Here is a 25,686-nt window from a genome sequence, read left to right on the forward strand (position 1 = left end):
TGCGTGACCGGCGTTCGTGCTGTCGCTGAGGGTCAGCCGACCTCGGCCATGACCTCGTCCGACACGTCGAAGTTCGCGAAGACGTTCTGCACGTCGTCGCAGTCCTCCAGCGCGTCGATCAGCTTGAAGATCTTCTTGGCGCCCTCGGCCTCGAGCTGCACCGACACCGACGGCATGAAGCTCGACTCCGCCGACTCGTAGTCGATGCCCGCGTCCTGCAGCGCCTTGCGGACCGGGATCAGGTCGCCGGCCTCGGACACGACCTCGAAGGCCTCGCCCAGGTCGTTGACCTCCTCGGCACCGGCTTCCAGAACGGCCAGCATGACGTCGTCCTCGTTCGTGCCCGCCTTCGGCACGATCACGACGCCCTTGCGGCTGAACATGTACGACACCGAGCCGGGGTCGGCCATCGAACCGCCGTTGCGGGTCATGGCCGTGCGGACCTCGGTGGCGGCGCGGTTGCGGTTGTCCGTGAGGCACTCGATGAGCACCGCGACGCCGTTGGGGCCGTAGCCCTCGTACATGATCGTCTGCCAGTCGGCGCCGCCGGCTTCCTCGCCGCCGCCGCGCTTGCGGGCGCGCTCGATGTTGTCCAGCGGCACCGAGTTCTTGCGGGCCTTCTGGATCGCGTCGTACAGCGTCGGGTTGCCGTCGGGGTCGCCGCCACCTGTGCGAGCCGCGACCTCGATGTTCTTGATCAGCCGCGCGAAGAGCTTGCCGCGCTTGGCGTCAATAGCGGCCTTCTTGTGCTTGGTGGTCGCCCACTTGGAGTGGCCGCTCATTTCTCCTCCGTCGAACCGCGAACCATGTCAACGAACAGTCGGTGAACACGCTCGTCACCCGTGAGCTCCGGGTGGAACGCCGTCGCCAGCACGTTGCCCTGCCTGACCGCGACGATCCTACCGGCGGCGTCTCCCGCCTCAGCCGTAACAGGCACCGTAGCGAGAACCTCGACCTCCCCGCTCACCGCCTCCACCCAAGGTGCCCGGATGAACACGGCGTGAACCGTCTCTCCGGCCAGGTCGAGGTCGGTCTCGAACGAGTCGATCTGCCTGCCGAACGCGTTGCGCCGGACCGTGACGGCCAGGCCGCCGAGCTGCTCCTGGTCCTCCCGGCCGTCCAGGACCTGCTCGGCCAGCAGGATCATGCCCGCGCACGACCCGTAGGCGGGGAACCCGGCCTTGATCTTGGCGCGCAGCGGCTCCAGCAGCTCGAAGTTCACCAGGAGCTTGCTCATGGTCGTCGACTCGCCGCCGGGGATGACGATGCCGTCGAGCTCGTCCAACTCCTCGGCGCGGCGGACGGGGCGTGCGGTGACATCGCACTTCGCGAGCGACACGAGGTGTTCCTGGACGTCGCCCTGGAGGGCTAGCACGCCGATGACGGGTGGGGCTGCAACCATGCTCACCAGCATATTCGAGGTCCACGACCTCGCTGCGCTGCCCTCCGGGCGACGCCAGGTCAGTCGACGGTGACGAGTTCCTCCTGCTGCGCCTCGCGCGACTTCACGAAGCGCCACCCGAGGAACAGGACCAGCGCGACCACCGGGATCGACCAGAACGCGATCTTCTCGGCGGTGCCGGCGAAGGCCATCTGCCCGATCACCAGCGCGAGGAACGCCAACGTCCCGTACGAGGTGTAGGGCGCGCCGGGCATCCGGTAGGACGGCCGCGTGATCTCCCCCGCCAACGCCTTTTTGCGCAGGCGGAGCTGGCAGATGATCAACGTGGCCCAGGTCGACACGACACCCAGCGACGCGACGGCGATCGCGATGTCGAAGGCCTCCTTCGGCACGGTGTAGTTGAGCACCACGCCGAACAGGTACGCGACACCGGTGAACAGGATGCCGCCGTACGGCACGTGCCGGGAGTTCATCTTGGCGGTGACGGCCGGGGCCTCACCCTTCTGCGCCAGCGAGCGCAGGATGCGGCCGGTGGAGTACAGGCCCGAGTTGCACGAGGACAACGCGGCGGTCAGCACCACGGCGTTCATGATGTCGCCGACCACCGGGACGCCCAGCGCCGAGAACACGGTCACGAACGGCGACTCGGTGCCGGTGAAGTGGTCCCACGGCAACAACATCGTGAGCAGCAGCACCGAACCGACGTAGAAGATCGCGATGCGGTAGACCACGCCGTTGATGGCGCGCGGCATGATCTTCTCGGGGTCCTTGGTCTCGCCCGCGGCGATGCCGACGAGCTCGATGGCCGAGTAGGCGAACACCACGGCCTGCAACGTCATCAACGCGATGCCGAAGCCCGCCGGGAACAGGCCGCCGTGGCCCAGGGTGTTCGAGACCGACGCCGTGGTGCCGCCGACGTCCGCGTTTCCGATGACCAGGCCGGTGCCCACGACGAGGAAGACGACGATCGCGGTCACCTTGATGACGCTGAACCAGAACTCCAGCTCACCGAAGAGCTTGACGGACAGCATGTTGATCGCGACGAGCACGAACAGGGCCACCAGCGCGGTGATCCACTGCGGCAGGTCCGGGAACCACTTGTGCATGTAGATCGCGACGGCGGTGATCTCGGCGATGCCCGTCATGGCCCAGTTCAGCCAGTACAGCCAGCCCGAGGTGAAGCCGGCCCACGGGCCGATGAACTCGCGGGCGTACTCGACGAAGCTGCCGGACACGGGCCGGTGGAGCACGAGTTCGCCCAGCGCGCGCATGACGAAGAACGCCGCGAGGCCGCACACCGCGTAAGACAGGATCAGCGACGGCCCCGCTGTGGCGAGGCGCCCGCCCGCACCCAGGAAAAGGCCGACGCCGATCGCGCCACCGATTGCGATCATCTGCACCTGGCGCTTGCTCAACGCCTTGGTGTAGCCGTCCGCATCAGTTTCCACAGAACTCACGAGGAGGTTCCTTCCGAAACGGAAAAATGCTCGCGTCGGAACCTCCCGCGCCCCGACGCGCTGATTCGGGGAACCCTAGCGAGTGGCGGTCATCACCAAGAAATCAGTTGGGGAAGACTTAACGTAAGCGACGTCACAGAGCGCTGCGTTTAGGTCATCCCAAATGTCTTCGACATGCTCGAGACCCACGGAAATGCGCAGCAAATTGTCCGGAACGCCAGATGCACGCAGTTCTTCTCCTGGCACCAGGCGGTGGGTCAAAGCCGAGGGGTGCTCGATCAGGGTGTCCACCGAACCCAATGAGACGGCCGGCGTGATGAGCTTCAGCCTGCGCACGACCTCGACCGGATCGCCGTGCACACCGAACGCGATCATCGCGCCCGTTCCGCGCATCTGCCGTGACGTGGACGGGTAGCGCACGAACTCCACGGCGTCATGCTCGGACAGCCGCGAGGCCAGGAGAGCAGCCGAACGGGAGGCCGCCTCGACGCGCAACGGCAGGGTGGCCAGCCCGCGGTGCAGCAGGTAGCCGCCCAGGGGGTGCAGGACGGCGCCCGTGATGATCCTGACCTGCCGCAACGCCGCCGCGAGCGACTCCGAACAGGCCACGACGCCGCCGAGCACGTCACCGTGCCCGCCGAGGTACTTGGTGCCGGAGTGCAGCACGTAGGAGGCGCCGTGCAGCGCGGGGTTCTGCAGGATCGGCGTCGCGAAGGTGTTGTCGACCATCACCGGCACGGAGCCTGCCTGGCGCACGACGTGCTCGATGTCGACGAGGTCCAGGTTGGGGTTGGCCGGGGTCTCGACGACCACGAGCCCGGTGTCCGGCCGGATCGCGGAGGACACCAGGCCCGCTTCGACGTACGTCGTCGTGACGCCCAGGAGACCGGACGACAACAGGTGGTCCGTGCCGCCGTACAACGGCCGCACGGCTACGACGTGCGGCTTTCCCGCCATCACGCAGGCGGCCTGGATCACGGCGGTCACCGCGGCCATGCCACTTCCGAACGCCACGGACGTCTCGGTGCGTTCGAGAGCCGCGAGCGCCTGCTCGAACCGGGCCACGGTCGGGTTGTGCAGCCGCGCGTAGACCGGCGAGGCGGCCCGTGCGGCACCGGTGGCCCACTCGCCCAGGGCTTCCCCGCCGAGCGCCTGGTCAGGCACGGGGTAGGTGGTGGACAGGTCGATGGGGGGAGCGTGCACGCCGAGCTCCGCGAGGTCGTCGCGGCCGCCGTGCACTGCGATGGTCTCGATGCGCGTCATGGCCCGAATGGTGGAGACTTCCTCGGCGGAGCGGACACAACACCGCAGGCAATTCGGCGGAACGGAGAAGAGCCGTGCTGGATTCGATCGACGAGGCCATCGTGCGGGAGCTGCGGAAGGACGCGCGGCTGCAGAACAAGGACCTGGCCGAACGGGTCAACGTGGCGCAGTCCACGGCGGTGGTCCGGCACCGGGCCCTGCGGGAGCGCGGCGTGATCACCGGCTACCACGCCGAGATCGATCCGAACGCGATCGGGCAGCACGTGCAGGCGATGCTCGCGGTGAAGATCCGGCCGCACACCAAGGAGATCGTCGACCCGTTCATGGCTTACGTGCTGTCGCTCCCCGAAACGCTCGCGCTCTCACACGTGACAGGTCCAGAAGATTTTCTGGTGCACGTCGCGGTATCGGACGTTGGTCATCTCCAACGACTCGTGCTCGACAAGTTCACGAGCCGCCGAGAGGTGACAGAGGTTCATACGAACCTGCTTTTTTCGCACGTCAGGAAGCATTGATCGATTCCTTACGCCACGCCGGCGAGCCTTAGTCCCGCCGTCGTCACCGCGGCCAGCACGATGACGGCGACGAATGGCAGTTTCCGCCACGCCGCCAGACCGCCGACCGCGACTCCGATGGCGAGCGCCCAGCCGCCGAACTGCTTGCCGCTCGTCAACGCCGAGACCGCCACCAGTGCCAGGAGCAACACCGTCGCGGAGGCCGACATCAGTTCGCGCACCCGTTCCGGAAGCGTCACGCGGTCGCGCAGCAGGGGTCCGGCGAACCGCATGGCGAACGTGCCGGCAGCCAGGATCAGGATCGCGGTGACGGGCACGGCTCCTCCTTCTTCTTAGTGGTGCGAAACGCGAAGAGTCCGACCAACGCGAGCAGCACGGGGACACCGGCAGGCAGGAACGGCGTCGTCGCGAGCGCGATCGCCGCACCCACGAGCGCCGCGTTGCGGGTCGCCGCGTCCTTGAGCGCCGGCAGCGTGAGCGCCAGCAGGGCCGCGGGGAACGCCGCGTCCAGCCCGAACATCATCGGGTCGCCGATCGCCTGCCCCACGAGCGCACCGATGAGCACGCCCGTGTTCCAGCTGAAGAACAGCGACACGCCGCACGCCCAGTAGGCCGCACGCGCTCTCGCGGGATCCTTCTGCGCCATCGCGAAGGCCGTCGACTCGTCGCTCATCAGGTGGCTGCCGACGATCCGGGCGAGAGGGCTCTTGCCCAGCACGTCCCCGATCGCCAGCCCGAACGGCAGGTGCCGCGCGTTGAGCACGAGCCCGGCCAGCACCGCGGCGGCAGGGCTGCCACCAGCGGCGACAATGCCCACAGCCATGAACTGCGAGCCGCCCGCGAAGACCGCCAGCGACATCAGCACCGGGAGCCACCACGGCAGGCCGGAGCCGACCGAGATGGCGCCGAAGGAGGCACCGGTCACTGCGGCACCGAGTGCGACTGCGGCCACGTCACGCAGAAGCACAGCATCAAGGGTTCGCCATATCGAACGCATCACCCATTACAATGAACACTGCAACGGGTGTTCGTCAAGACGAACGGATGGACTTCTGTGCCGAACGCACCACTCGACCTCATCGCGGCCAACCTCCGGCGGGAGCGCGATCGCACCGGCATGTCGCTCTCCGAGGTCGCCAAGAAGGCGGGCGTGGCGAAGTCGACGCTCTCGCAGCTGGAGTCCGGCGCCGGGAACCCCAGCGTGGAGACCCTGTGGGCCCTCGGCGTGGCGCTGGGTGTCCCGTTCAGCCAACTGGTCGAACCGGCCGTGCCGCGCGTGCAGGTGATCCGCGCGGGCGAGGGCCCGGTCATCCACTCCGAACGCGCGCACTACTCCGCGACGCTGCTGGCCGCCTGCCGTCCGGGCACCAAGCACGACATCTACTGGCTGGCCCTCGAACCCGGCGGCGCCCGCGAGTCGCTCCCCCACGTGCCGGGCAGCATCGAGCACATGATCGTGGCGACCGGCCGTTGCCTGGCGGGCCTCGCCGACGATCCGGTCGAGCTGGGGCCGGGCGACTACATCGTCTATCCCGGCGACCTGCCGCACATCTGCAAGGCGCTGGAGCCGGGCACGACCGCGATGATGGTCATGGAGCACACCGTCTAGGCGAGCCGGCTGCGCAGTGTGCGCAGCCAGGGTTCGGCGAGCCCGGGTTCACCGTCGATGGCGCGGGCGATCATCTGCCGGACCTCCTTGGTGCGTCCCAGCTCCACGAGCCGCACGGCTTCGGCCAGCGCCTTGCGGGTCTTGTCGTCGCGCTGCGTCTCCGCGGCACCGCTCACCCACCTGTGAGGCGGAAACCACCTCGTCAGCTTCTGCTGCCAGTTGCCGAAGTGCGACCACGTCATCGCGTCGAGCGAGACGTTCACGACGGACGCGGCGGGCAACCTGCGCGGCCAGTCGGCGTAGTCCTTCCACCGCACGGCGTTCGGGCTGGTCGCCGTCCGGCGCGTCACGCCGACGAACCGGATCTTGAGACGGATCACGGGCCACGGCTCGCGTTCCTCCGCGATCCAGTCGTCCAGCAGCGTGAAGAGGCTCCGGAACGTCCGGCCGGAGGACACCACGTCGACGAACGTCACCGGCCGGGTGCGGCGGGCCAGTGACGCGGGTGTGATGCCGAGGTCCGCGAGGATCTCCCGGGCCCGCAGGACCCGCGGCCGGGTGTGGTCCTCGGGGCGCTGGAACGACAACGGCAGCCGGGCGAGCCGGTGGTCCGTGCCCTCCAGCGCGCCGCCGAGCAGGTCGAACATCGAGTCGAGCGAGCGACCGACGAAGACCAGGTCGCCGTTGCCGCCGCGGGCGAGCACCTTGCCCGCGCACCGGCACAGTTCGGAGAGGTAGCCCATCTCGGGGACCGTGACGTCGTCGAGCAGCGACCCGAGCCGGTCGGGCGTCACGAGGTCCCAGCGAAACGGCACGGTCATCCGGCCATCATGACGAGCGGGTGATTTCCACGCCAACGAGTTCCTCGTGGGTGCGATTCTTCCCACTTAACCGTATAGCAGACAGGGGGCCTTGCCACAAGGCCCCGTGCATCGTTCACACTCATCGCCTCAGCCAGAACACAGGCGCACTGGGGAGCACGTGGGTTACGAAGAAGAACTGCAGTCCGAGCGTGAATACGTGGCCGACCTCTACGCACGGCTCGACGGGGAACGCGCGCGCGTGAAGGCCGCGTACCAGTCGGCGCTGGGTGGCACCGGCGGGACCGCGATGGAACGTGACAACGAAGTGCGCGCCCGGCACCGCGAGATGAAGCGTCTGAACGTGGCGGACTACGGCCTGTGCTTCGGCCGGCTGGACAGCGTCGACGGCGACCGCTCCTACATCGGCCGCATCGGGCTGTTCGACGAGGAGAACGAGTTCGAACCGGCGCTGCTCGACTGGCGGGCACCGGCGGCGCGGCCGTTCTACACGGCCACCGGGGCGACGCCTGAGGGCATGCTCCGGCGCCGCCAGTTCCTCACGCGCCGCCGCACCGTGGCCGGCTTCACCGATGAGGTGTTCGGCAAGCTCGGCGAGGAGCAGGGCGACGTGGCCCTGCTGGAGGCGTTGAACGCGCCGCGCGGCGAGGGCATGCGCGACATCGTCGCGACCATCCAGTCCGAACAGGACGCGATCATCCGGCTCGACCACCCCGGCGTGCTGGTGATCGAGGGCGGTCCCGGCACCGGCAAGACGGTCGTGGCACTGCATCGCGTCGCGTACCTGATGTACACACAACGGGAGCGCATGGAACGGTCCGGCGTGCTCGTCGTCGGCCCGAACCCGGCATTCCTCGACCACATCGGCCGCGTGCTGCCGTCGCTGGGCGAGTCGGACGTCGTGTTCTCGACCGTCGGCAGCCTGCTGCCCGGTCTGCTGGCGACCGCGGAGGACGCCCCGGACGTCGCGCGCATCAAGGGGTCGCGGGCGATGGTCGACGTGCTGAAGGCGGCCGTCGCGGGCCGGCAGCGCGTTCCCGAGGAGCCGATCCCGATCGGTGTGAAGGACGTCGTCGTCCAGATAGGCGCGGACGTCGCCGAGTGGGCCCGGCAGGAGGCGCGCGACAGCGGCCTGCCGCACAACGAGGCGCGCGCGGTGTTCCGCGAGATCGTCACGTACGTCCTCACCGAGCGGGCGATCGGCCGGATCGGGAAGGGCTGGATGTCCCGGTCGGACAAGCAGGCCTGGGAGGACATGCGGTCCGGGCTGGTCAAGGACCTCGCCGACGACGAGAGCTTCATCGCGGCGCTGGACTTCCTGTGGCCGATCATGACGCCGTTCGAACTGCTGGGCTCGCTGTACTCGTCGGCGGAGGAACTCGCGGCGGCGGGCGCGGACCCGTCGCTGCTGCGCGCCGAGGGCGAGCCGTGGACGGTCTCGGACGTGCCGCTGCTCGACGAGCTGCACGACCTGCTGGGCAAGGACGGCACCGAGCAGGCCGTCGACCAGGCCGCGACGGCGGAACGCCGGGCCGAGGCCCGATACGCGGCCGAGGTGCTCGACAGCATGGTCGGCCGCTTCGACCACATGGACGACGAGGACCACCTCTTCGCGTCGGACATGTTGTTCGCCGAGGACCTGGCCGAGCGCTTCGAGGACCACGACCAGCGCACGCTCGCGGAACGCGCGCTGGCGGACCGCGCCTGGACCTACCGGCACGTGGTCGTGGACGAGGCGCAGGAACTGTCTGAAATGGACTGGCGCGTGCTGATGCGCCGCTGCCCCGGCCGTTCCTTCACGGTGGTGGGCGACCTGGCGCAGCGTCGTGCGGCGGCGGGTGCCACGTCGTGGGGCCAGATGCTCGACCCGTACGTGCCGGGACGCTGGGAGTACCGGTCGCTGACGGTCAACTACCGCACGCCGGCGGAGATCATGGCCGTCGCGGCGCGGGTGCTGGCCGAGTTCGCGCCGGACGTGAAGGCGCCGGACTCGGTGCGCGCCAACGGTGTCCAGCCGTGGTCGCGGCAGGTGACCGCCGAGGAACTGCTGGCCGCCATCGAGGAGTTCGCCAAGCAGGAGGCGGAGTTCGAGGGGACGAGCGTGGTGATCGGGCCGCCCGGCGTGCCCGGCACGGTGCCCGCCGCGGAGACCAAGGGCCTGGAGTACGACTCGGTGCTCGTCGTCGCGCCGGAAAGGATCCTGGCCGACGGGCCGCGCGGTGCGGCGGAGCTCTACGTGGCGCTGACCCGTGCCACGCAACGGCTCGGTGTGCTGCACCACGACCCGCTGCCGGCCGCGTTGTCCGGTCTGACGGAGACCGTGCGCACATGACCCGAAAGGCGGTCCGGGCCAGACCTGGGCCGCCCTAGGATGGGCGGAAGTCTGGGGGGACTGCTCGCGTCGGCCAGACGATCACATCCGCGTCCGAGCCGCACCGGGGGCATTCCATGACGACTCCGCCCATCCCGCCCGCCGCAGCGCCGGGCGCTGTCCCTCCACACAGGACCTCCCGCGTCGGCCTGGTCGTCGCGAGCGTCCTCGGCGGCCTGCTGCTCACGATGCTGTCCGCGGTCTTCTTCCTGCTCCCGGGGGACAGCACCCCCGACACGGCGGTCGGCGACTGCGTGAAGCTGACGGGCGTCGAGATCGACCTGAAGTACGAGAAGGTGTCCTGCGACGGCAGGCTGCACAACTACACCGTGAGCAAGGTGCTCGGCCTTCTGGACGAGTGCGGCGACGACCCGGACGCGTACGCGACCTACAACAACGACAAGGGCTTCAACGGCGAGCAGCTGTGCCTGATCCCGGTGTTCTCCGACGGTGAGTGCTACGACTTCATGCTCTCGTCGCACACCGCCGAGAACCCGGTGGTGGACTGCGGCGCGACCTTGGCGATCAAGGTGCGGGTGCTCGCGAACACCGCGGACGAGGCGGCGTGCGGCGCGGATCCGGTGAAGGCGCTGGCCTACCGGGAGATCAAGACCACGTACTGCTTCGACCTGCCGTCGTAGGACCGGAGAAGGGCGCGTCCCGCGTGGGACGCGCCCTTCTCCGTTCGTCCTGGGACCTACCAGCCGCGCTCGGCGAGGCGGTGCGGCTCCGGGACGTCCTCGACGTTGATGCCGACCATGGCCTCGCCCAGGCCGCGCGAGACCTTGGCGATGACATCGGGGTCGTCGTGGAAGGTGGTGGCCTTCACGATGGCCTCGGCGCGCTGGGCCGGGTTGCCGGACTTGAAGATGCCGGAACCGACGAACACGCCCTCGGCACCGAGCTGCATCATCATCGCGGCGTCGGCCGGGGTCGCGATGCCGCCCGCGGTGAACAGCACGACGGGGAGCTTGCCGTTCTGCGCGATCTCCTTGACCAGCTCGTACGGCGCCTGGAGCTCCTTGGCGGCGACGTAGAGCTCGTCCTCGGGGAGGTTCTGCAGGCGGCGGATCTCCTGGCGGATCTTGCGCATGTGCGTGGTGGCGTTCGAGACGTCACCGGTGCCGGCCTCGCCCTTGGAGCGGATCATGGCCGCGCCCTCGGTGATGCGGCGCAGGGCCTCACCCAGGTTCGTCGCACCGCAGACGAAGGGGACGGTGAACGCCCACTTGTCGATGTGGTTGGCGTAGTCGGCCGGGGTCAGCACCTCGGACTCGTCGATGTAGTCGACACCGAGCGACGCGAGGACCTGGGCCTCGACGAAGTGGCCGATGCGGGCCTTCGCCATGACCGGGATCGAGACGGCGTTGATGATCCCGTCGATCAGGTCGGGGTCGCTCATGCGCGCGACGCCGCCCTGGGCGCGGATGTCGGCGGGCACGCGCTCGAGGGCCATGACGGCGACGGCGCCCGCGTCCTCCGCGATCTTCGCCTGGGTGGCGTCGACCACGTCCATGATGACGCCGCCCTTGAGCATCTCGGCCATGCCGCGCTTGACGCGGGCGGTGCCCGTGACCTGATCAGTGCTCACCGGGGCAACCTTTCACGAGGGGAAGTCTTGGTGAACTCACGGTACGTCCGCTGTGGCCCCCTCGCCCAAGCCACTGGAGCCCCGATCCAGAAGGCCACTTTCCGATCAACCGCAGGTCGTGAGCCCCATCACTCGGGCAAGTCTGTGAAACGTGTTCGCGAGCTGGCGGGCATCCGATCGGGCCTGCGGGGTTGTCCCCGACCGGGAACGGGTGTGAGATCGAACACTACGACTTGACGGAGGTCGCCATGGGAAGCAAGCACTCCGACAACGGCACATCGGCAGGCGCGGTCGCTGTGGCCGACCCGGCCAAGGTCCGCAACGTCGTGCTCGTGGGGCCCTCCGGGGCGGGCAAGACGACGCTCACCGAAGCCCTGCTCGCCGCCACCGGCGTCCTGACCCGCGCGGGATCGGTCACCGAGGGCACCACGGTCTGCGACCACGACCCGGCGGCCGTGCGACAACAACGATCGGTAGGCCTCGCCGTGGCTCCGATCCAGCACGGGGACATCAAGATCAACCTGATCGACACCCCCGGATACGTCGACTTCGTGGGTGAGCTCAGGGCAGGACTTCGGGCCGCGGACGCGGCCCTTTTTGTTGTCAACGCTTTCGAAGGCGTCGACGCGGCCACCATCTCGCTGTGGGAGGAGTGCGCTCTCGTCGGCATGCCTCGCGCCGTCGTCATCACACGCACCGACCACCACCGTGCGAACTTCGGCAACGCGGTCATCGAGTGCCAGGCCGCCTTCGGCGCGGGCGTCGTGCCGTTGTACATGCAGGAGGGGGACTCGCTCGTCGGGCTGCTGACGTCCGGTGAGAACTACCCGGAGGAACGCGCGGCGTTGATCGAGGGGATCATCGCGGAGAGCGAGGACGAGACCCTCATGGACCGCTACCTGGCGGGCGAGGAGATCGACCAGGACACGCTGATCGCCGATCTGGAGACCGCCGTCTCGCGCGGCTCGTTCCACCCCGTGATGCCCGTGTGCGCCGCAACCGGCATGGGCCTGGTGGAGCTGATGGACGGCATCGCGCGCGCGTTCCCGTCACCGCTGGAGCACGAGCTTCCGTCCGTGACGTCGGTGGACGGCATTCCGCAGCCCCGCATGGCCGCCGACCCGGACGGGCCACTCGTCGCCGAGGTGGTCCGCACCGCGGTGGACTCCTACGTCGGCCGCGTGTCGCTGGTCCGCGTCTTCTCCGGCACCCTGCGCCCCGAACGCCCCGTGCACGTCTCCGGTCACGGCATGGCCGACCGCGGTCACGAGGACCACGACGCCGACGAACGCGTGGCCCACATCTACTCGCCGCTCGGCTCGTCGCTGCGCGAGGTCCCCTACTGCGTCGCCGGCGACCTGTGCGCGTTGACGAAGCTGACGACCGCCGAGACCGGTGACACCGTGTCCGCGCCCGAACAGCCGCTGCTCATGGCGCCGTGGGACATGCCGGAACCGTTGCTGCCCATCGCTGTCGTGCCGCGCACCCGCAGCGACGAGGACAACCTGGCCCGGAACATGAACCGCCTGGTCGCGAGCGACCCGACACTGCGCCTGGACCGCAACCCCGAGACGCACCAGATGGTCCTGTGGTGCATGGGCGAGGCGCACGCCGACGTCGTGCTGGCCCGGCTGCGGGCCGGCGGCGCGGAGATCGACACCGAACCGGTGCGCGTCGCGTTCCGCGAAACCTTCGCCGGGCCCGCGAAAGGCCACGGCCGGCACGTGAAGCAGTCCGGGGGCCACGGCCAGTACGCGGTGTGCGACATCGTGGTCGAACCGCTCCCCCGCGGCGCCGGCTTCGAGTTCGTCGACAAGATCGTCGGCGGTTCGGTCCCCCACCAGTTCATCCCGTCCGTCGAGAAGGGTGTGCGCGCACAGCTGGAGCGAGGCCTGCACGACGGCACCCCTGTCGTCGACGTCCGGGTGACGCTCGTGGACGGCAAGGCGCATTCCGTCGACTCGTCGGACGCCGCCTTCCAGACGGCGGGCGCGCTCGCGCTGAAGGAGGCCGCGTCCGCCGCGCGCACCCAGTTGCTGGAGCCCATGGACGAGGTGACGATCCGGCTGCCCGACGAGCACCTGGGCACCGTGCTCGGCGACCTGTCCGGACGGCGCGGGCGGGTGCTCGGCACAGAGTCGGACGAGGGCGGGCGCACGGTGATCCGCGCCGAGGTGCCGTCGTCGGAGTTGCTGAGGTACGCGATCGAGCTGCGGTCGCTGACGTCCGGGACCGGCACGTTCACCCGCCGCTTCTCCCGCTACGACCCGCTGCCGGAGGCGCTGGCGGCGCGCGCCAGCAGGTAGGCCCGGTCGCTCGCGTGCTCGACACGCGGATCGGGAGTGCGATCGAGGCGGGCCGTCACCGTGAGGCCCGCCTCCGCCAGCGCACGCGTCTCCTCGTCGGGGTCGAGGAAGTGGAAAGTCAGGTCGACCTCGCTGTCCCACCACCGCGTCAGGGTCTTCTCCTGGCCCGTCCGCGTTTCCGCGTCCCGCACGTGGAACGCGACCAGCGCCTGCCCGCCAGGGCGTAGCACCCGTGCGAACTCGGCGTAGGCCTGGGCGCGTTGCCCCGCATCGAGGTGGATGACCGCGTACAGGCAGACGAGTGCGGAGACCGAACGGGTCCGGATGGGCAGCGCTGTCATGTCGCCGGCGCAGGCGGGCACGTCGGCGTGCGCGCACATCTGCGGTGACAGGTCGACGCCGACGACGGGCACTCGTCCGGCCAGGTAGGCCGCGACGTGACCCGGTCCGCAGCCGACGTCCAGCACCAGGCCGTCCGCCGACTCCGCGACGGCGTCGAGCAGAGCGCGGTCCAGCGGCTTCCCCGCGAGCTCGCCGCTCAGTTCGACCGCGTAGCGCGCGGCCACGCGGTCGTACGAGCGGCGAGTGCTCACCGCACCAGACTAGATCTCACGGATGACCACAGCCGGTACGCCGGCCACGAGGGTCCGGGCGGGCACGTCGCGGGTGACCACGGCCCCGGCCGCGACGACGGCGTCCTCGCCGATCGTCACGCCCTGCAGGACCAAAGCGGAAGCGCCGATCCAGACGTTGCGCCCGATCCGGATCGGCGCCGCGGTGACGCCCCTGCGGCGCTCGTCCGGATCCACCGGGTGGCCGGAGCTGATCAGGCTGACAGCGGGACCGATCATCACGTCGTCACCGATCTCGATCCCGCCGATGTCGTTGAAGCGACACCCCTGGTTGACGAAGACGTTCCGCCCGATCCGGATGTTGACGCCGTGGTCGGAGTAGACGGGCGGGATGAGGTGGAACGTCTCGTCGACGGCTTGTCCGGTGAGGTCGCTCCAGGCTGCGCGGATCGCCTCCTGGTCGGCGTACCGCAGCGCGTTGAGCTCCTCGGTCAGCCGGATCGCCCGCTGGACCCTCTCCACGAAAGTCAACTTCATCCCTCTTCCCGAGTTCTTCTCGTGTGCGAGGAGAAGGAACCAGGGATCGGGCCTCCCGGCAAACAGGCTCGGGTGCCCACGTCCGCGGAACGAACGTGGGCACCCGGCTGGGCGCGCTACGTGTTCTGCGGGAAGCCCAGGTTCACGCCACCGTGCGACGGGTCGAGCCAGCGCGACGTGACGACCTTCGAGCGTGTGAAGAAGTGCACGCCGTGCGGGCCGTACGCGTGTGCGTCACCGAACAGCGACTCCTTCCAGCCGCCGAACGAGTAGTAGGCCACCGGCACGGGGATCGGCACGTTCACGCCGACCATGCCGACCTCGATCTCGTTCTGGAACCGGCGGGCCGCGCCACCGTCGTTGGTGAAGATCGCGGTGCCGTTGCCGTACCGGTTGGAGTTCACCATCTCGACGGCTTCCTCGTAGGTGTCGCAGCGGACGACCGAGAGGACCGGGCCGAAGATCTCGTCGGTGTAGATCGTCATGTCCGTGCCGACGTGGTCGAACAGCGTCGGGCCGAGCCAGAACCCGGCCTCGTCGCCGTCGATCGGGTGGTCGCGGCCGTCGACCGCGAGCACCGCGCCCTGGGAGACACCGGCGTCCAGATAGGACGTGACCTTGTCCCGGTGCACGCCGGTGACGAGCGGCCCCATCTCGCACGAGGCACCGGAACCGACCTTCACGTCGGCGATCCGCGACCTGATCCTGTCGACCAGCGCGTCACCCACCTCGCCGACGGCCACCACGACCGAAATCGCCATGCACCGCTCGCCTGCCGAGCCGAAGCCCGCGGAGACGGCGGCGTCCGCGGCCAGGTCGAGGTCGGCGTCGGGCAGGACGACCATGTGGTTCTTGGCGCCGCCGAGCGCCTGCACGCGCTTGCCGTGCGCGGTGCCGGTCTCGTAGACGTAGCGGGCGATCGGGGTGGAGCCGACGAACGAGATCGCCTTCACCGCCGGATGCTCGAGCAGGCGGTCGACCGCCACCTTGTCGCCGTGCACGACGTTCAGGACGCCGTCCGGGAGCCCTGCCTCGGCGAACATCTCGGCGATGAAGTTCGCCGCAGACGGGTCCTTTTCGGACGGTTTCAGCACCACGGTGTTGCCGCAAGCGATTGCGGTCGGCACGAACCAGAGCGGGACCATCGCGGGGAAGTTGAACGGCGAGATCACGCCGACCACGCCGACGGGCTGCTGGATCGAGTAGACGTCGACGCGGGTCGACGCGTTCTCGCTGAACCCGCCCTTCAGCAACGTCGGGATGCCGCACGCGTACTCGACGGACTCCAGCGCCCGCTGGACCTCGCCGGCCGCGTCGGACACGACCTTGCCGTGCTCCGCCGAGACGATCCGCGCGAGGTCGCCCTTGCGGTCGTTCAGCAGCTCGCGGAACTTGAACATCACCGTCGAGCGCTGCGCCAGGGACGCGTTGCGCCAGGACGCAAACGCTTCCGCGGCGGCGTCGACCGCGGCGTCCACTTCGGACACCGAGGCGTAGGCGACCTGCTGGGCCACCTTGCCGGTCGTCGGGTCGTAGACGTCGCCGAGCCGTTCCGGGGCGTCGTCCCAGGGCTTGCCGTTGATGCGGTGTTTGATCCACTTCTGGGCGTTGATCACGCGAGCTCCACCGCCTGAGCCAGGATGCCGAGAGCCTCTTCGAGTTCGTCCTCGGTCAGGGTCATCGGCGGGGCCAGGCGGATCACGTTGCCGTACAGGCCGCCCTTGCCGACGAGCAGCCCGCGCGCCTTCGCCTCGGCGAGGACGACACCGGCGGCAGCGGCGTTCGGTTCGCCCTCGGGCCCGACGAACTCGACGCCGACCATCAGGCCCTTGCCGCGCACGTCACCGATCACCGGGTGCTTCTCGGCCAGTTCGCGCAGGCCGCCGAGCAGCCGCGAGCCGAGCTTGGCCGCGTTGGCCTGCAGGTCGTGGCTCAGCAGGTAGTCGAGGGTGGCGAGCGCGCCGGCCGTGGAGACCGGGTTGCCGCCGAACGTGGAGATCGAGTTGGCGGTGATCGTGTCCATCAGGTCGCCCCGCGCGACGACGCCACCGATCGCCAGGCCGTTGCCGAGGCCCTTGGCGAACGTCATCGCGTCCGGCACCACGTCGTGCGCCTGGATGCCCCAGAAGTGCTCGCCGGTGCGGCCCCAGCCCGTCTGCACCTCGTCGGAGACGAACAGGATCCCGTACTCGTCCAGCACGTCCTTGAACGCGCGGAACAGGCCGTCGGGCGGGGACGTGAAGCCGCCGACGCCCTGGATCGGCTCGGCGATCATGCACGCGACGTCGCCGGAGGTGGTGGTCTCGATGATCTCGCGCAGGTCGTCGACGCAGGCCTTGACGTAGTCCTTGTCGTCCATCGCCTTGAACGGCGAGCGGTAGCGGTAGCCGCCGTGCACCCAGCTGACCTTGATCGGCGACAGCGCGGACGCCGACCAGCCGCGGTTGCCCGTGATGGCGACCGTGGCGAACGCACGGCCGTGGTAGCTGTTGCGCAGCGCCAGGACCTGTTCGCTGCGGCGCGCCTGGGTGGCGAGCATCAGCGCCGTCTCGTTGGCCTCGGTGCCGGAGTTGGTGAAGAACACCTTGGCGTCCGGGATGCCGCTCAGTTCCGCGATCTTCTCGGCCAGCTCGACCTGGGACCTGATCAGGTAGAGCGTGGAGCTGTGCAGGACGCCGGTGTCGAGCTGCGACCGGATCGCGTCGCTGATCTCCGCGACGTCGTAGCCGATGGCGTTGGTCAGGATGCCGGCGAAGAAGTCCAGGTAGGTCGTGCCCTCGCGGTCGGTCACGCGACGCCCGCTGGCGCTCGCGATCTCGATGGGCTCGTCGTAGTAGAGGGCCAGCCACTTCGGCATGACCGCGCGGTGTCGTGCCAGCAGCTCCTTGTGGGCCATCTCGTCCTCCAGGGGTCTGACGCCTGCCTCGGAGTCTGCTGGCGCGCCGGGTGCGCCGCCATGCACAACCTGTACCCGGATCGGCTGGTTGGCATTACGTTGTGTCCATGTACCCGACGGTCGCCGAAGTCGTCGCTCTGCCGGTGATCCGGCAGGGAAAGCCGCGTCTGGTGGCCGGATCGGCCGGTCTCAGCCGTCGCGTGCGGTGGGTGCACGTGGCGGAGATCGCAGACATCGCGCCGCTGCTGCGCGGCGGTGAGCTGGTGCTCACCACCGGCGTGATGCTGCCCGAGTCCGGCCTCGCCCGCTACGTCGAGGAACTGGCCGCCGTCGGGTGCGCGGGCCTCGTCGTAGAGCTGGGGCGTCGGTGGCGCGACGACGTGCCGGGCGCGCTCGTCACGGCGGCGGAACGGCACGGGTTACCGCTGGTCACGCTGACCGAGGAGACCAAGTACGTGGCCGTGACCGAGGCCGTCGTGGGGTTGATCGTGGACGCCCAGCTGGCCGAGCTGCGGGCCGCGGAGCAGGTGCACGAGACGTTCACGGCGCTGACGGTCGCGGGCGCCGAACCCTCCGAGGTGCTGCGCGAGGTGGCGCGGACGTCCGGGCTGGCGGTCGTGCTGGAGACGCTCGGCCACGACGTGCTCGCCTACGACGCCGCCGGGCACGACCCCGTGACCCTGCTGGACGACTGGGCGGCGCGCTCGCGGGCCGTCACGGTCACCGAGCGGACCGCCTACGACACCGAGTCGGGCTGGCTGATCACGATCGTCGGGGCGCGCGGCGCGGACTGGGGCAGGCTCGTGATGGTCTCGCCCGAGCCACCACCGCACCGGCACGTCGTGGTCGCCGAACGCGCCGCGTCGGCGTTGGCGGTGCATCGGCTCGTGGCACGCGACCGGGAGTCGCTGGAACGGCAGACGCACCGGACGTTGCTGGCCCAGCTGCTCGGCCAGGCACCGCAGTCACCGGACCTGGGCGCGCGGGCGGCGGCGCTGGGCGTGCCGCTGGAACGGCGGCAGCTGATCGGCGTCGCGGTCCGGCCGGTGTCCGTGCTGCAGGGGCAGACGCTGGCCACCCAGGAGGTCCTGCGCGATCTCGCGGAGGCGACGGCGCTGGCGGCACGGCGGGTCACGGTCGCCACGCTGGTCGGCGTCGTGGACGACACCTCGGTGCGCGCGCTGCTGTCGGTGCCGCTGACCATCGGCGTGGAAGGGGTGCTGCGCAAGGTCGCGCGCGAGATCCACCGGACGGCGGCGTCCTCCGTGGTCATCGCCGTCGGCACGACCGTGACGTCCACAACGGACGTTCGCCGCTCCCTCGGCGAGGCCGCGCACGTGGCCGGGGCCGCGCTGCGAGCGCCGGGATCCCAGCTCTACCACCGGCTCGACGACGTGCGGCTGCGCGGACTCCTGCACCTGCTGCGCGAGGACGAACGCGTCCGGGCGTTCGCGGACCGCGAGCTGGGGCCGTTGCTGGCACGGGACTCCGCGCAGGGCTCCCGGCTCGTGGAGCTGCTGCGGTGCCTGTGCGAGAACGGCGGCAACAAGTCGGCGGCCGCGGCGGCGGCCCACCTGTCCCGGACGGCGTACTACCAGCAGCTGGCACGGATCGAGCAGGTTCTCGGCGTCTCGCTGGAGGACCCGGAGTCCGTGCTGTCCCTGTACGTCGCCCTGCTGGTGCACGAAATGGGCCCGTGAGCGCGCACGGGCCCATTTTCGACGTGTGAACTCAGCCGTTGATGGTCGGGAGGGTGCCCGAGAGAACGGCCGGGTTCGGCACGACGTTGTTCGTCGGCAGGTCGGACAGCGACGGCGACGGCAGGTTGCCGAAGCTCGCGGTGCCCGGCAGGTCCTGCGGGTCCGGCAGCCCGGCGATCTGGCCGACCTCGGCCGCGACGGGGTGGGGAACCGAACGCTCCTGCCCGACGGCCGGGAAAGCGGGAACCGGCAGGTCGGAGGCCACGGGCGCGCCGACGTGCGGCAGCTGGACCGCGCTGGCGGCGTCGAGCGGGTTGGCGAGCTGGGTGAGGCCGCTGACCAGCTTGTCCGCGCCCACCTCGGGAACGCCGGTGTTCAGCTGCGGCAGCTCGGCGGCGCTGGCCGAGCCCGCGAGGAGCGGGGCGGCGCTGGCGGCGAGCAGGGCGGCGGCGCGGAACAGTCCGGTACGAGACACAGTTTTCCTCAATCTGGATTGGGGACCGATCTACGATTTCATCGGCGCGTCAGGTTCGCGAATTAACCCGCTCGATCGGGTGTTCACGGTTTGAACCTCACGCCCACGGGAGGTCCTGCGGTCTCGATGCGACCCGTGGGAGCATCGGTGACCTGGCCAAAGCGAGCGGGCTGACCGTCCGCACGCTGCACCAGCACGACGAGATCTGATTGGTCGTCGCCTCCGACCACACGCCATCCGGTCACGGTCGGTACACATCGGACGGAATCCGACACCTCTATCAGGTGAGACCACTGTGTCACGTCCGTCTGTCGCTGGAGGAGCTCCGATCGGCACCGTCCCATTCGGACTGGCGGCCGCCGCGGGAGCACGTGGCCGGCGGGTGACCGCCTGGCGGATTTCGCAACTCGGGCGCGCGCGGCGAGGTAGTTCGGTAGAAGTTGGTCATGCTTCCCGACGACCGACGCCTGCAAGCCGCCAACCCGACCGGATGGTTCGAGGACCTCTACGCGGAGGCCGAAGCCGGCACGGCCTCCGTCCCGTGGGACATCCCGAACCCGCAACCACACCTCGTCGAGTGGGCCGGCGGCGTGGACGGCACCGGCCGCCGCGCGCTGGTCGTGGGCTGCGGTTACGGCCGCGACTCGGAGTTCCTGGCATCGCTGGGCTTCGAGGTGACCGCGTTCGACATCTCCCCCACCGCCGTGGCCGCGGTCCGGAAGCGCTACCCGGAGTCCTCCGTCTCCTACGTGGTCGCCGACCTGCTGGACCCGCCCGCCGAGTGGCACCGCGCGTTCGACCTCGTCGTGGAGAACATGACGGTGCAGGCACTGCCCGTCGCCCTGCACGCCGAGGCGGCCGCGCGGGTCTCGTCGCTGACCGGCTCGACCCTGCTGGTCCTCGCCGTGGCGCGCGACGAGGGTCCCGAGCCGGACGGTCCGCCGTGGCCGCTCACCGCCGCGGAGATCGAGGCGTTCGCGGCCGACGGTCTGACGGCGCGTTCCACCCGGCGTGACAACGGCAGGTGGGTCGCGGAGTTCGTGCGGCAACTGGCCATGAACTGACCACTTATGACGGACGTCCGCCGCTTAGCGTGAATCATGCTCGTTCGTCGGCTGATCGCCCGCCTGCTCGACTGGCTCCTCGTGCTGGTCGTGGCCTGGCCGTTGGTCCACGAACCCGTGCTGGTGGTGCTCTGCGCGGCGGTGTACGACGCCCTGCTGCTCCGGCTGAACACCCTCGGCAAGGCCCTCACGGGGCTGCGGGTGGTGGGCCCGGCGTCCGGTCTGAGCCTCAGACGGGTGCTGGCCCGCACGCTCGTCACGACCGCGCTGCCGGGTGCGGGCGTGGTGCTCGTGCTGACCGGGTTGGGGTGGCGGGAGCCGGCGTTGATGGCGAACGTCGGCTGGCAGCAGCCGTGGGTCGTCGTCGGCGAGCACGTCGGCTCGGGGTCGGCGGGCTGGCTCTCGTCGTTGCTGCTGGTGAGCGGGTTCGTGCTGCTGGTGCTGTCGGTCGTGGAGGCGCTCGACCTCCGCGGCACGCGGACCTGGCACGACCGCAAGGCGGGCACGGCCGTAGTGCGGCTCAAAGTCGCTGCCCGATGAACTCGAACGCGTCCGGCAGCACGCGGCGCCAATAACCGACGTCGTGCTCACCGTGCTCGAACGACCCCACGGCGCCCACAGCGTCCGCCAGCTCCCGCGCGGGGTCGTGGAACGGATCCTCCCGCCCGCACCACACGCCGACCGGTGACGTGATCCTCACCTTGTGCCGCAACGGTTCGTGCGCCTCCCACACCTCACGCGACGCGAACCCGCCGATCCGCTGGGCGTCCTCCCAGCTCCGAAACAGCGCGGGGCTGATCGCCGCCACGGCCTTCACAGACCGCCGGGAGGCGATGTCGAGCACCCCGAACCCGCCCATCGACACACCGAGAGCGGCCTCGAACGGCACCGGCGGGTCGAAGTCCACCCAGTAGTCCTCGCCGCCGTCGACCACCGCGCACCGGAACCCGCACCCGTGCAGGAACCGGGGCAGCCCGAGTTCCTCCCACCACGCGACGCTGCCGCCGCGGCCGTGCAGCACGAGCACCGCCGGTCCGGCCGCACCCATCCACGCACCCCACGGCGTGGGCTGAACGGGTACAGGTGCCGCGGAGGGCACCACGCCGTCGGGGCCCGTCCAGCCGAGCAGCCGGCGGCCGCGCGGGGTCAGCGCGCCGTACGCCCCGGCTGCTCCCAGCAGGCCCGCGCCACCGAGCAGGACGGCTCGCCGAGAGATCCCCATTCCCGCCAGTGAAACACAATGTGCGCCGATCATGACAAGCGTGGACACTCTGACACTGCCACACCTGCGGCGCCGGACCCAGGATTCCGGGATGGAATCCGACCGGATCGGCGTTGTTTCAGCAGCGTAACAGGGGGTTGAACGATGGCAGTCGAGTCCTCACCGCCCCAGGTCACACCTGATGGCCGAGTCGAACTGAGCGACGCAGGTCCCATCAAGGACAGCAGGTTCTTCAACCCCGAACTCGCGCCCGTGCCCGTCGAGCAGCGGACGTGGACGACGTACAACTTCTTCGCGCTGTGGATGGGCATGGCGCACAACATCCCCAGTTACACGCTCGCGGCGTCGTTGATCGCGATCGGCATGGACTGGGTGCAGGCCTTCGTCACGATCACCCTCGGCAACCTGATCGTGCTGGTCCCCATGCTGCTCAACAGCCACGCGGGCACGAAGTACGGCATCCCGTTCCCCGTGTTCGCCCGCGCCTTCTACGGCATCCGCGGCGCGAACCTGGTGGCGTTGCTGCGCGCGTTCATCGCCTGCGCCTGGTTCGGCATCCAGACGTGGGTCGGCGGCAAGGCGCTGCACGTGATCATCGGGCGGCTGACCGGCGAGGGCTGGACCAAGGCGTCGCAGATCGGCGGGCAGCCGTGGACGTTGTGGTTGTGCTTCTTCGGTTTCTGGGTCGTGCAGATGCTGGTGATCTGGCGCGGCATGGAGGCGATCCGGCGGTTCGAGAACTGGACGGCGCCGCTGGTCAGCATCGGGTTCCTGATCCTGCTGGGCTACGTGCTGGTGAAGGCCGGCGGCTTCGGGCCGATCCTCGAGGCGCCCAGCAAGCTCGGCTGGGGCCCGGACTTCTGGAAGGTCTTCTTCCCCGCGCTGATGGGCATGATCGCGTTCTGGTCGACGCTGTCGCTGAACATGCCGGACTTCACGCGGTTCGGTGGTTCCCAGCGCAAGCAGGCGATCGGGCAGATCCTCGGCCTGCCGACCACCATGTCGTTCATCGCCATCGTCGCGATCCTGACGACGTCGGGCGCGCAGGCCCTCTACGGCGAGGCGATCTGGGACCCGGCGGACCTCGCGTCCCGCTTCGACAACACGTTCCTGGTGATCATCGCGCTGGTGTCGCTGGTGCTGGCCACGATCTCGGCGAACCTCGCGGCGAACGTGGTCAGCCCGTCGTACGACTTCTCCAACGCCTTCCCGCGCAAGATCACGTTCGCGATCGGCGGCCTGATCACCGGTGTCATCGGCATCGTGATCCAACCGTGGCGGCTCATCTCCGACCCGAACATCTACATCTTCGCGTGGCTCGGGTTCTACGGCGGCCTGCTGGCCTCGGTGGCCGGTGTGTTCGTCGCCGGGTACTGGGTGATCAAGAAGACGCACCTGGAACTCACCGACCTCTACCTCGACGGCAGGGGCGCTTACTGGTTCAACGGCGGCTGGAACTGGCGTGCCGTGCTGGCGACGCTCGTGGGCTCGGTGCTCGCGGTCGGCGGCGCCCACGGCGGGCCGTTCCCGGCGGACGGGCTGATCCCGCTCCTCAAGCCGCTCTACGACTACAACTGGGTCGTCGGCTTCGCGGCCGGCTTCCTGGTCTTCCTCGCTCTGAAGGACAACACGGCAAAGGAGACGACCAGGTGAGCAACATCATCCGGGCGGCGCTCGTCCAGCAGAAGTGGACGGGCGACAAGGAGTCGATGATCGCGAACGCGGTCGAGCACATCCGCGCCGCCGCCTCCCAGGGCGCGCAGGTGCTGTGCCTGCAGGAGCTCTTCTACGGCCCGTACTTCTGCCAGATCCAGGACGCGGACTACTACTCCTACACCGAGACGATCCCGGACGGCCCGACGACGGCGCTGATGCAGGAAGTCGCCGCGCAGAACAACATCGTGCTGATCGTGCCGATGTACGAGGTGGAACAGCCGGGCGTCTACTACAACACCGCCGCCGTGATCGACGCGGACGGCACGTACCTCGGCAAGTACCGCAAGAACCACATCCCGCAGGTGAAGGGCTTCTGGGAGAAGTTCTACTTCAAGCCCGGCAACCTCGGTTACCCCGTGTTCGACACGGCGGTCGGGCGGATCGGCGTCTACATCTGCTACGAACGCCACTTCCCCGAGGGCTGGCGCGCTCTGGGACTCGCGGGCGCGAAGATCGTGTTCAACCCGTCCGCGACCTCGCGCTCGCTGAGCGAGTACCTGTGGAGGCTGGAGCAGCCCGCCGCGGCCGTCGCGAACGAGTACTTCGTCGGCGCGATCAACCGGGTGGGCGTGGAACCGCTGGGTGACAACGAGTTCTACGGCCAGACGTACTTCGTCTCGCCACGAGGCCAGCTCATCGGCGACGCGGCGTCCGACACCGAGGAAGAGCTCGTCGTGCGCGACCTCGACCTGGACCTGCTGACCGAGGTCAGGGACACGTGGGCGTTCTACCGCGACCGCCGCCCCGACACCTACGAGGGCCTGGTGACCCCGTGAGCACTCTGATCCGCAACGGCCTGGTCATCAACGCGACAGGCTCGCACGCCGCCGACGTGCTGATCGACGGTGAGCACATCGCCGCGCTCGTCACCCCCGGATTCTCCGTTCAGGCAGACGAAGTCGTCGACGCGGCCGGGAAGTACGTCATCCCCGGTGGCATCGACGCGCACACGCACATGGAGATGCCGTTCGGCGGCACCCAGTCCGCGGACACCTTCGAGACCGGCACGACCGCGGCGGCGTGGGGCGGCACCACCACGATCGTCGACTTCGCCGTGCAGCCCAAGGGAAGCAGCCTGCTGTCCACGTTGGACAAGTGGCACAGCAAGGCGGACGGCAACTGCGCGGTCGACTACGGCTTCCACATGATCATCTCCGACGTGACCGACGAGTCGCTCAAGGAGATGGAGTCGTGCATCGCGGCGGGCGTGAACAGCTTCAAGATGTTCATGGCCTACCCCGGCGTCTTCTACGCGACGGACGGCGAGATCCTGCGCGCCATGCAGAAGGCGCGCGAGACCGGCGCCACGATCATGATGCACGCGGAGAACGGCATCGCGATCGACCAGCTCGTCGCGCAGGCACTGGCCTCGGGGCTCGGCGACCCGGTGCAGCACGGCCTGACCCGGCCGCCGGAGCTGGAGGGTGAGGCCACCTCACGCGCGATCCAGCTCGCGAAGGTGACCGGTTCCCCGCTGTACATCGTGCACCTGTCGGCCTCGCAGGCACTCGACGCCGTGACGGCGGCGCGGGACACGGGCCAGAACGTGTTCGCCGAGACGTGCCCGCAGTACCTGTACCTGTCGCTGGAGGACCTGGCCCGGCCGGGCTTCGAGGGCGCGAAGTACGTGGCGTCACCTCCGTTGCGGCCCAAGGAGCACCAGTCGTCGCTGTGGCGCGGGCTGCGCACCAACGACCTCTCGGTGGTGAGCACCGACCACTGCCCGTTCTGCTTCAAGGACCAGAAGCAGCTGGGCGTCGGCGACTTCTCCAAGATCCCCAACGGCATGCCCGGCGTCGAGCACCGCGTCGACCTGCTGCACCAGGGCGTCGTGAAGGGCGAGATCACCCGCGAACGCTGGGTCGAGATCGTCTCCACCACGCCCGCGCGCATGTTCGGCATGTACCCGCGCAAGGGCGTGATCGCACCGGGAGCCGACGCGGACGTGGTGGTCTACGACCCCAAGGCCTCCCAGACGATCTCCGCCGACACCCACCACATGGCCGTGGACTACTCGGCCTACGAGGGCTTCGAGGTCACCGGCAAGGTCGACACCGTGTTCTCCCGCGGTCGCAAGGTGATCGCGGACGGCGCGTACCACGGCTCGACGGGCCACGGCCGCTTCGTCACCCGCGACCTCAACCAGTACCTCGTCTGAGAAAGGCGGTC

At 69.4% G+C, this 25,686-nt stretch carries 25 protein-coding genes; 11 read left to right on the top strand and 14 right to left on the bottom strand.

The features are described 5' to 3' along the window. Window positions 1-32: 32 nt before the first annotated feature. The 4 genes from AB0M48_RS29135 to AB0M48_RS29150 form a co-directional block, all read right to left on the bottom strand. Window positions 33-782 (bottom strand): YebC/PmpR family DNA-binding transcriptional regulator, encoded by a 750-nt coding sequence (locus tag AB0M48_RS29135; RefSeq protein ID WP_319987189.1) that lies wholly within the window; start codon window positions 780-782, stop codon window positions 33-35. Continuing rightward, window positions 779-1,402 (bottom strand): pyridoxal 5'-phosphate synthase glutaminase subunit PdxT, encoded by a 624-nt coding sequence (pdxT, locus tag AB0M48_RS29140; RefSeq protein ID WP_363848022.1) that lies wholly within the window; start codon window positions 1,400-1,402, stop codon window positions 779-781. Before pdxT ends, AB0M48_RS29135 begins: the two co-directional genes overlap by 4 nt. Window positions 1,403-1,461: 59 nt before the next feature. Then, complete coding sequence (locus AB0M48_RS29145; RefSeq protein ID WP_363848539.1) at window positions 1,462-2,796, bottom strand: amino acid permease; 1,335 nt, start codon at window positions 2,794-2,796, stop codon at window positions 1,462-1,464. A 138-nt stretch (window positions 2,797-2,934) separates the two neighbouring features. Then, complete coding sequence (locus AB0M48_RS29150) at window positions 2,935-4,122, bottom strand: PLP-dependent transferase (protein WP_363848025.1); 1,188 nt, start codon at window positions 4,120-4,122, stop codon at window positions 2,935-2,937. A gap of 74 nt (window positions 4,123-4,196) precedes the next feature. On the opposite strand from AB0M48_RS29150, the gene AB0M48_RS29155 reads away from it, so the two are divergent. Next, window positions 4,197-4,637: an Lrp/AsnC family transcriptional regulator gene (locus AB0M48_RS29155; RefSeq protein ID WP_086667810.1), complete on the top strand. Its 441-nt coding sequence runs from the start codon at window positions 4,197-4,199 to the stop codon at window positions 4,635-4,637. An 8-nt stretch (window positions 4,638-4,645) separates the two neighbouring features. On the opposite strand, the gene AB0M48_RS29160 is transcribed toward AB0M48_RS29155, so the two are convergent. Together AB0M48_RS29160 and AB0M48_RS29165 are read right to left on the bottom strand one after the other, a co-directional pair. Continuing rightward, a complete protein-coding gene (locus AB0M48_RS29160) occupies window positions 4,646-4,909 on the bottom strand; it encodes an AzlD domain-containing protein (protein ID WP_363848541.1) in 264 nt (87 codons plus the stop codon). A gap of 23 nt (window positions 4,910-4,932) precedes the next feature. Beyond that, window positions 4,933-5,634 (bottom strand): AzlC family ABC transporter permease, encoded by a 702-nt coding sequence (locus AB0M48_RS29165; RefSeq protein ID WP_363848028.1) that lies wholly within the window; start codon window positions 5,632-5,634, stop codon window positions 4,933-4,935. A gap of 57 nt (window positions 5,635-5,691) precedes the next feature. Here AB0M48_RS29165 and AB0M48_RS29170 point away from each other — a divergent pair, with 57 nt between their 5' ends. After that, window positions 5,692-6,246, top strand: a complete 555-nt coding sequence (locus AB0M48_RS29170) for an XRE family transcriptional regulator (protein ID WP_363848031.1) — start codon at window positions 5,692-5,694, stop codon at window positions 6,244-6,246. On the opposite strand, the gene AB0M48_RS29175 is transcribed toward AB0M48_RS29170, so the two are convergent. Next, the gene (locus AB0M48_RS29175) at window positions 6,243-7,067 is read right to left on the bottom strand and encodes a hypothetical protein (RefSeq protein WP_363848034.1); all 825 of its coding nucleotides are present in this window, start codon (window positions 7,065-7,067) and stop codon (window positions 6,243-6,245) included. The genes AB0M48_RS29170 and AB0M48_RS29175 overlap by 4 nt on opposite strands. Before the next feature lie 160 nt (window positions 7,068-7,227). On the opposite strand from AB0M48_RS29175, the gene helR reads away from it, so the two are divergent. Both helR and AB0M48_RS29185 read left to right on the top strand, forming a co-directional pair. Next, window positions 7,228-9,399: an RNA polymerase recycling motor ATPase HelR gene (helR, locus tag AB0M48_RS29180; protein ID WP_363848037.1), complete on the top strand. Its 2,172-nt coding sequence runs from the start codon at window positions 7,228-7,230 to the stop codon at window positions 9,397-9,399. A 116-nt stretch (window positions 9,400-9,515) separates the two neighbouring features. Beyond that, window positions 9,516-10,079, top strand: coding sequence for a hypothetical protein (locus AB0M48_RS29185; RefSeq protein WP_363848041.1), 564 nt, complete (start codon window positions 9,516-9,518; stop codon window positions 10,077-10,079). A 56-nt stretch (window positions 10,080-10,135) separates the two neighbouring features. On the opposite strand, the gene pdxS is transcribed toward AB0M48_RS29185, so the two are convergent. Beyond that, entirely contained in the window at window positions 10,136-11,029 is an 894-nt protein-coding gene (pdxS, locus tag AB0M48_RS29190) for a pyridoxal 5'-phosphate synthase lyase subunit PdxS (RefSeq protein ID WP_266041383.1), read from the bottom strand. Window positions 11,030-11,277: 248 nt separating this feature from the next. Between pdxS and AB0M48_RS29195 the strand changes: the two genes are divergently transcribed. Next, window positions 11,278-13,335: an elongation factor G-like protein EF-G2 gene (locus AB0M48_RS29195; RefSeq protein ID WP_363848044.1), complete on the top strand. Its 2,058-nt coding sequence runs from the start codon at window positions 11,278-11,280 to the stop codon at window positions 13,333-13,335. Here the strand turns inward: AB0M48_RS29195 and AB0M48_RS29200 are convergent. The 4 genes from AB0M48_RS29200 to AB0M48_RS29215 form a co-directional block, all read right to left on the bottom strand. Then, a complete protein-coding gene (locus AB0M48_RS29200; RefSeq protein WP_363848047.1) occupies window positions 13,290-13,928 on the bottom strand; it encodes a class I SAM-dependent methyltransferase in 639 nt (212 codons plus the stop codon). The genes AB0M48_RS29195 and AB0M48_RS29200 overlap by 46 nt on opposite strands. Before the next feature lie 9 nt (window positions 13,929-13,937). Next, the gene (locus AB0M48_RS29205) at window positions 13,938-14,444 is read right to left on the bottom strand and encodes a DapH/DapD/GlmU-related protein (RefSeq protein WP_363848051.1); all 507 of its coding nucleotides are present in this window, start codon (window positions 14,442-14,444) and stop codon (window positions 13,938-13,940) included. 116 nt (window positions 14,445-14,560) lie between these two features. Further along, window positions 14,561-16,057, bottom strand: coding sequence for a CoA-acylating methylmalonate-semialdehyde dehydrogenase (locus tag AB0M48_RS29210; RefSeq protein ID WP_363848543.1), 1,497 nt, complete (start codon window positions 16,055-16,057; stop codon window positions 14,561-14,563). Next, a complete protein-coding gene (locus AB0M48_RS29215) occupies window positions 16,057-17,340 on the bottom strand; it encodes an aspartate aminotransferase family protein (RefSeq protein ID WP_363848054.1) in 1,284 nt (427 codons plus the stop codon). Before AB0M48_RS29215 ends, AB0M48_RS29210 begins: the two co-directional genes overlap by 1 nt. A gap of 107 nt (window positions 17,341-17,447) precedes the next feature. Between AB0M48_RS29215 and AB0M48_RS29220 the strand changes: the two genes are divergently transcribed. After that, a complete protein-coding gene (locus AB0M48_RS29220) occupies window positions 17,448-19,040 on the top strand; it encodes a PucR family transcriptional regulator ligand-binding domain-containing protein (protein WP_363848057.1) in 1,593 nt (530 codons plus the stop codon). Window positions 19,041-19,071: 31 nt separating this feature from the next. On the opposite strand, the gene AB0M48_RS29225 is transcribed toward AB0M48_RS29220, so the two are convergent. Then, window positions 19,072-19,515, bottom strand: a complete 444-nt coding sequence (locus AB0M48_RS29225) for a hypothetical protein (RefSeq protein WP_363848060.1) — start codon at window positions 19,513-19,515, stop codon at window positions 19,072-19,074. 446 nt (window positions 19,516-19,961) lie between these two features. Between AB0M48_RS29225 and AB0M48_RS29230 the strand changes: the two genes are divergently transcribed. Then, entirely contained in the window at window positions 19,962-20,579 is a 618-nt protein-coding gene (locus AB0M48_RS29230) for a class I SAM-dependent methyltransferase (protein ID WP_363848063.1), read from the top strand. 36 nt (window positions 20,580-20,615) lie between these two features. Continuing rightward, window positions 20,616-21,119 (top strand): RDD family protein, encoded by a 504-nt coding sequence (locus AB0M48_RS29235; protein ID WP_363848066.1) that lies wholly within the window; start codon window positions 20,616-20,618, stop codon window positions 21,117-21,119. Here the strand turns inward: AB0M48_RS29235 and AB0M48_RS29240 are convergent. Beyond that, window positions 21,100-21,801, bottom strand: a complete 702-nt coding sequence (locus AB0M48_RS29240; protein ID WP_363848069.1) for a hypothetical protein — start codon at window positions 21,799-21,801, stop codon at window positions 21,100-21,102. The genes AB0M48_RS29235 and AB0M48_RS29240 overlap by 20 nt on opposite strands. A gap of 144 nt (window positions 21,802-21,945) precedes the next feature. Between AB0M48_RS29240 and AB0M48_RS29245 the strand changes: the two genes are divergently transcribed. The 3 genes from AB0M48_RS29245 to hydA are packed head-to-tail and all read left to right on the top strand — an operon-like array spanning window position 21,946 to window position 25,675. Then, window positions 21,946-23,454, top strand: coding sequence for an NCS1 family nucleobase:cation symporter-1 (locus AB0M48_RS29245; protein ID WP_363848071.1), 1,509 nt, complete (start codon window positions 21,946-21,948; stop codon window positions 23,452-23,454). Next, window positions 23,451-24,293, top strand: coding sequence for a nitrilase-related carbon-nitrogen hydrolase (locus tag AB0M48_RS29250; protein WP_363848073.1), 843 nt, complete (start codon window positions 23,451-23,453; stop codon window positions 24,291-24,293). Before AB0M48_RS29245 ends, AB0M48_RS29250 begins: the two co-directional genes overlap by 4 nt. After that, on the top strand, window positions 24,290-25,675 hold the full coding sequence (gene hydA / locus AB0M48_RS29255) for a dihydropyrimidinase (protein WP_363848076.1): 1,386 nt from the start codon (window positions 24,290-24,292) through the stop codon (window positions 25,673-25,675). The genes AB0M48_RS29250 and hydA overlap by 4 nt, the downstream gene beginning before the upstream one ends. The last annotated feature ends 11 nt before the right edge of the window (window positions 25,676-25,686 follow it).

Origin of the sequence: Lentzea sp. NPDC051208, from assembly GCF_040682435.1 — a bacterium.
GTDB lineage: Bacteria > Actinomycetota > Actinomycetes > Mycobacteriales > Pseudonocardiaceae > Lentzea > Lentzea kristufekii.

Bases quoted from the DNA above. Each gene is read 5' to 3' on its own strand.
- AB0M48_RS29135 (WP_319987189.1), bottom strand. From the start codon at position 782: ATGAGCGGCCACTCCAAGTGGGCGACCACCAAGCACAAGAAGGCCGCT.
- pdxT (WP_363848022.1), bottom strand. From the start codon at position 1,402: ATGGTTGCAGCCCCACCCGTCATCGGCGTGCTAGCCCTCCAGGGCGAC.
- AB0M48_RS29145 (WP_363848539.1), bottom strand. From the start codon at position 2,796: ATGATCGCAATCGGTGGCGCGATCGGCGTCGGCCTTTTCCTGGGTGCG.
- AB0M48_RS29150 (WP_363848025.1), bottom strand. From the start codon at position 4,122: ATGACGCGCATCGAGACCATCGCAGTGCACGGCGGCCGCGACGACCTC.
- AB0M48_RS29160 (WP_363848541.1), bottom strand. From the start codon at position 4,909: ATGCGGTTCGCCGGACCCCTGCTGCGCGACCGCGTGACGCTTCCGGAA.
- AB0M48_RS29165 (WP_363848028.1), bottom strand. From the start codon at position 5,634: ATGCGTTCGATATGGCGAACCCTTGATGCTGTGCTTCTGCGTGACGTG.
- AB0M48_RS29175 (WP_363848034.1), bottom strand. From the start codon at position 7,067: ATGACCGTGCCGTTTCGCTGGGACCTCGTGACGCCCGACCGGCTCGGG.
- AB0M48_RS29185 (WP_363848041.1), top strand. From the start codon at position 9,516: ATGACGACTCCGCCCATCCCGCCCGCCGCAGCGCCGGGCGCTGTCCCT.
- AB0M48_RS29195 (WP_363848044.1), top strand. From the start codon at position 11,278: ATGGGAAGCAAGCACTCCGACAACGGCACATCGGCAGGCGCGGTCGCT.
- AB0M48_RS29205 (WP_363848051.1), bottom strand. From the start codon at position 14,444: ATGAAGTTGACTTTCGTGGAGAGGGTCCAGCGGGCGATCCGGCTGACC.
- AB0M48_RS29215 (WP_363848054.1), bottom strand. From the start codon at position 17,340: ATGGCCCACAAGGAGCTGCTGGCACGACACCGCGCGGTCATGCCGAAG.
- AB0M48_RS29220 (WP_363848057.1), top strand. From the start codon at position 17,448: ATGTACCCGACGGTCGCCGAAGTCGTCGCTCTGCCGGTGATCCGGCAG.
- AB0M48_RS29230 (WP_363848063.1), top strand. From the start codon at position 19,962: ATGCTTCCCGACGACCGACGCCTGCAAGCCGCCAACCCGACCGGATGG.
- AB0M48_RS29235 (WP_363848066.1), top strand. From the start codon at position 20,616: ATGCTCGTTCGTCGGCTGATCGCCCGCCTGCTCGACTGGCTCCTCGTG.
- AB0M48_RS29240 (WP_363848069.1), bottom strand. From the start codon at position 21,801: ATGGGGATCTCTCGGCGAGCCGTCCTGCTCGGTGGCGCGGGCCTGCTG.
- AB0M48_RS29245 (WP_363848071.1), top strand. From the start codon at position 21,946: ATGGCAGTCGAGTCCTCACCGCCCCAGGTCACACCTGATGGCCGAGTC.